The sequence below is a fragment of the Nocardia farcinica genome (genome assembly GCF_029867845.1).
In the GTDB taxonomy this organism is placed as follows: Bacteria; Actinomycetota; Actinomycetes; order Mycobacteriales; family Mycobacteriaceae; genus Nocardia; species Nocardia farcinica_A.
Map to the genome: position 1 here is coordinate 1 of NZ_JARWRU010000115.1, position 3,703 is coordinate 3,703.

Consider the following 3,703-nt stretch of genomic DNA (forward strand, 5'->3'; position numbering starts at 1 on the left):
GGCTCTCCACCATGCCCGCCGACTGCACCGCCGACTGGGCGATGAGCAGCACCATGGCGGCCAGTCGCGTGGGATCGCCCGCCCGCACCGAGCCGTCGCGCTGTCCGGCCCTGATGCCCTCGGCGAACAGATCGATCAGCGCGCGCTGGTTGCGGCCGAGCCTGCCGAAGACGTAGGTGAGCATGAGGTCGGTGTCGGTGCGGAAGATCTTGGTGAACAACGGATTCGAGCGAACCGTCGCCGCGCCGGCGACCACCGACCCGACCAGCCTGCTCCTGGCGTCGCCGCCGTCGGGCGCGGTGGCGGCGAGGATCTCGCGTAGTTCGCGCACGAGCAGTTCGGCCACCAGGGAGCCGGTGTCGGGCCAGCGCCGGTACACCGTCGGGCGGGAGACGCCCGCGCGCCGCGCCACCTCGGTCAACGTGGTTCGGCGGACGCCGAATTCGGCCACGCAGTCGCGGGCCGCGTCGAAGATCGCGGTGTCGATCGGCGAGGAGGCCGCGGGCGCGTCCGGCCGCGTCGGCGCGGCGGATGTGCGGGACCCACCGGGCTCCGCGGGGGCCTCGGGTCGGGCTTCGGGCATGTGCTCACCACCGATGATCGTGTGCGTGCCGACCGTTCGACGGCCGTCCCTGCGATTACTGCTTGACATTCTGTGTAAGACTGTAACGCATGGATGAGAGCCAGGACACAGCGGTGGGCCGGGTCGGCGCCGCGAATCCCGCCGCGTCCGCGCGGGCGGCGAGTATGGTGTGGGACGCCTGGGGTGATCCGGCGGCGCATCAGCCGCTACCGGAACGAGTCCTGGAGCTGCTGCGGCAGGTCTTCGGGATCTCCGGCGACGTGGTGGCGCGCCGCGATGAGGGCGACGTGCCACTGCGTCCCTCGGCGCTCACCGACGCCGATCGCGCGGGTCTGGCGGCGATCGTCGGCGCCGACGGTGTCGCCGCGGGCCATCGCGACCGGCTCCGGCACGCGGGTGGCAAGAGCGCGCTCGACCTGCTGCGCCGCCGCGCCGAGGGCCCGCAGGACGCCCCCGACGCCGTCGTCTTCCCCGCCGATCACGAGCAGGTCCTGGCCGTCCTCGCCCACTGCGCCGAACAGGGCATCGCGGTGGTGCCCTTCGGCGGCGGCACCAGCGTCGTCGGCGGTCTCGACCCCGTCCGAGGACGCTTCCGCCTCGTCGTCGCCCTCGATCTGCGCCGCCTCGACCGGCTGCTCGCGCTCGACCCGGTCAGCGGCACCGCCACCCTCGGCGCCGGCGTCACCGGCCCGCGCGCGGAGGAACTGCTCGCCGCGCACGGCATGTCGCTCGGGCACTTCCCGCAGAGCTTCGAATACGCCAGCATCGGCGGCTTCGCGGCCACCCGCTCCTCCGGGCAGGCCTCGGCGGGCTACGGGCGGTTCGACGACATGGTGCAGCGGCTGCGGATCGCCACGCCCAGCGGCGAACTCGACCTCGGCCGCGCCCCTGCCTCGGCCGCCGGGCCGGATCTGCGCGAGGTGTTCCTCGGCTCGGAGGGCGTGTTCGGCGTGATCACCGAAGTCACCGTGCGCGTCCACCCGATACCGGAGACCGTGGTCCACCGCGCCTGGTCGTTCTCCGACTTCGCGGCGGGCGCGGCGGCGCTGCGCGCCCTGGTGCAGTGCGGCGCGGCGCCGACCGTGCTGCGGCTGTCCGACGAGGCCGAGACCGGGCTCAATCTGGCCCGCGCGGGCGATGTCGGCGGCGAGCCGGTGCAGGGCTGCCTGGCCGTCACCACCTTCGAAGGCCGCGCCGACGCGGTGGCCGTGCGCAGCGCACTGGCCGCCGACCTGCTACGCGCCGCGGGCGGGCGCGACCTCGGCGCGGAACCGGCCGCACAGTGGGAGCACGGCCGCTTCGCCGCGCCCTACCTGCGTGACGCCCTGCTCGATGTCTGCGTGCTGTGCGAGACCTTGGAGACCGCGACCACCTGGGCGAACATCGACCGCCTGCGCGCCGCGGTGACCACCGCGCTGACTGAATCGCTCACCGGGCAGGGCACCCCGCCACTGGTCATGTGCCACATCTCGCACACCTACCCGACCGGCGCCTCGCTGTACTTCACCGTGGTCGCCAAGGCGCTGCCCGAGCCGATCGAGCAGTGGACCCGCGCCAAGACCGCCGCGAGCGACGCCATCGTCGCCGCGGGTGGAACCATCACCCACCATCACGCCGTCGGCGCCGACCACCGGGCGTGGCTGCCCGACGAGATCGGCGAACTCGGCGTGCGGGTGCTGTCGGCGATCAAACGCGAACTCGACCCCGTCGGCATCCTCAATCCGGGCAAACTGATCTGATGGGCACTCCCGAGTACTCGGCGCCCCGTTCGGTGCGGGTCGTGGCCAACCGGCAGGCCGGACACGGCCGTGGCCGCGACACCGCCGACGCGGTCCTCGCCGCTCTGGCCTCGGCCGGGGTGCGGGTGAGCGAGGTGCGCGCCGGGTCGGCGGCGGAAGCGGTGCGGCAGGTCGCGACCGCCCTGGCCGAGCCCGCCGCCCGGCCCGACGCGGTGGTCGGCGTCGGCGGCGACGGCCTGGCCTGCGCCCTGCTGGCGGCGCTGGCCCATACGGGCGTTCCGCTCGGGCTCGTGCCCAGCGGCACCGGCAACGATCTCGCCCGCGAACTCGGCGTGCCCACCGACGACACCGAGGCCGCGGTGGCCGTGGTGCTGGGCGGGCGCACCCGGGTCATGGATCTCGGCCGGATCACCCCGGTCGGCGGTTCGGGCGCGTCCATGTATTTCGCCACCGTCGCGGGCACCGGCTTCGACGCGCGAGTCACCCTGCGCGCCAATCGGATGCGCTATCCGAAGGGGCCGCTGCGCTACACCTTCGCGGCGCTGGCCGAGATCACCTCCGGGATCGGGGTGCCCTACCGGATCACGCTGTCGGGGATCGCGCCGGGCGCGCTGGACAATCCGCCCGCCGACACCGTGCTCGAAACCGAGGCCGTCATGGTCGCCGTCGGCAACACCCGCACCTACGGCGGCGGTATGCTGATCTGCGCCGACGCCGAGATGGACGACGGCTACCTGGATGTCACCGTGGTCGGCCGGGTGTCGCGGCTGTCCATGCTGCGGCTGCTGCCCGCGTTGTCGGCGGGCAAACGGGTCGACCACCCGGCCGTCCGGCAGTACCGGGTCACCGCCGTCACCCTCGACTCACCGGGCGCCCCCGCCACGGCCGACGGCGAACCGGCGGGGACGCTGCCGGTCACGATGACTGCCGTCCCGAAGGCGCTGACCGTCCTGGTGCCCTGAGACCCTGGTGTCCTGAGGCCCCGGTGTCGTGAGACGGTGTCGTGAGGCCCTGGTGCTCAGGCGTCGAGGTCGATGCCCGACAGCCGATTGATCGCGGCCCGATCGGCGAGGACCACCGAGGCCACCCGAGCGGGCCTGCCCTCGGTGACGGAGCCGACCAGTTCGGCCCACCGCTTGCAGTGCAGGGCGAAGAACAGGCCGCTGCTGCGCCTGCCGCGGCGCCGCGGCCCCCCCCCCGCCCACCGCCGCGGGGCGGGGGAAAAAAACCAATTGAGGCGCCCCCCCCACCCCCCCGGTGTCGGGGCTCATCCCCATAACGCCCGGCCCTACCTGCCCCCCCACCGGCCCCTCCCCGGGGGGGGGGGCCCCCCCCTCTCCCTTTTTCCGGGGCCCCCCACGCCTGCAACACGGTCGACAGC

General features: G+C 74.0%; 3 protein-coding genes. 2 read left to right on the forward strand and 1 reads right to left on the reverse strand.

Annotated elements, in window-relative coordinates:
* Nucleotides 1-583 (reverse strand): TetR/AcrR family transcriptional regulator (locus QH283_RS02180; protein WP_280501341.1); only part of this gene is annotated, 583 nt, incomplete at its 3' end.
* 164 nt (nt 584-747) lie between these two features.
* On the opposite strand from QH283_RS02180, the gene QH283_RS02185 reads away from it, so the two are divergent.
* Together QH283_RS02185 and QH283_RS02190 are read left to right on the forward strand one after the other, a co-directional pair.
* On the forward strand, nt 748-2,322 hold the full coding sequence (locus QH283_RS02185) for an FAD-binding oxidoreductase (RefSeq protein ID WP_280501343.1): 1,575 nt from the start codon (nt 748-750) through the stop codon (nt 2,320-2,322).
* On the forward strand, nt 2,322-3,284 hold the full coding sequence (locus QH283_RS02190) for a diacylglycerol kinase family protein (RefSeq protein WP_280501342.1): 963 nt from the start codon (nt 2,322-2,324) through the stop codon (nt 3,282-3,284). Before QH283_RS02185 ends, QH283_RS02190 begins: the two co-directional genes overlap by 1 nt.
* The last annotated feature ends 419 nt before the right edge of the window (nt 3,285-3,703 follow it).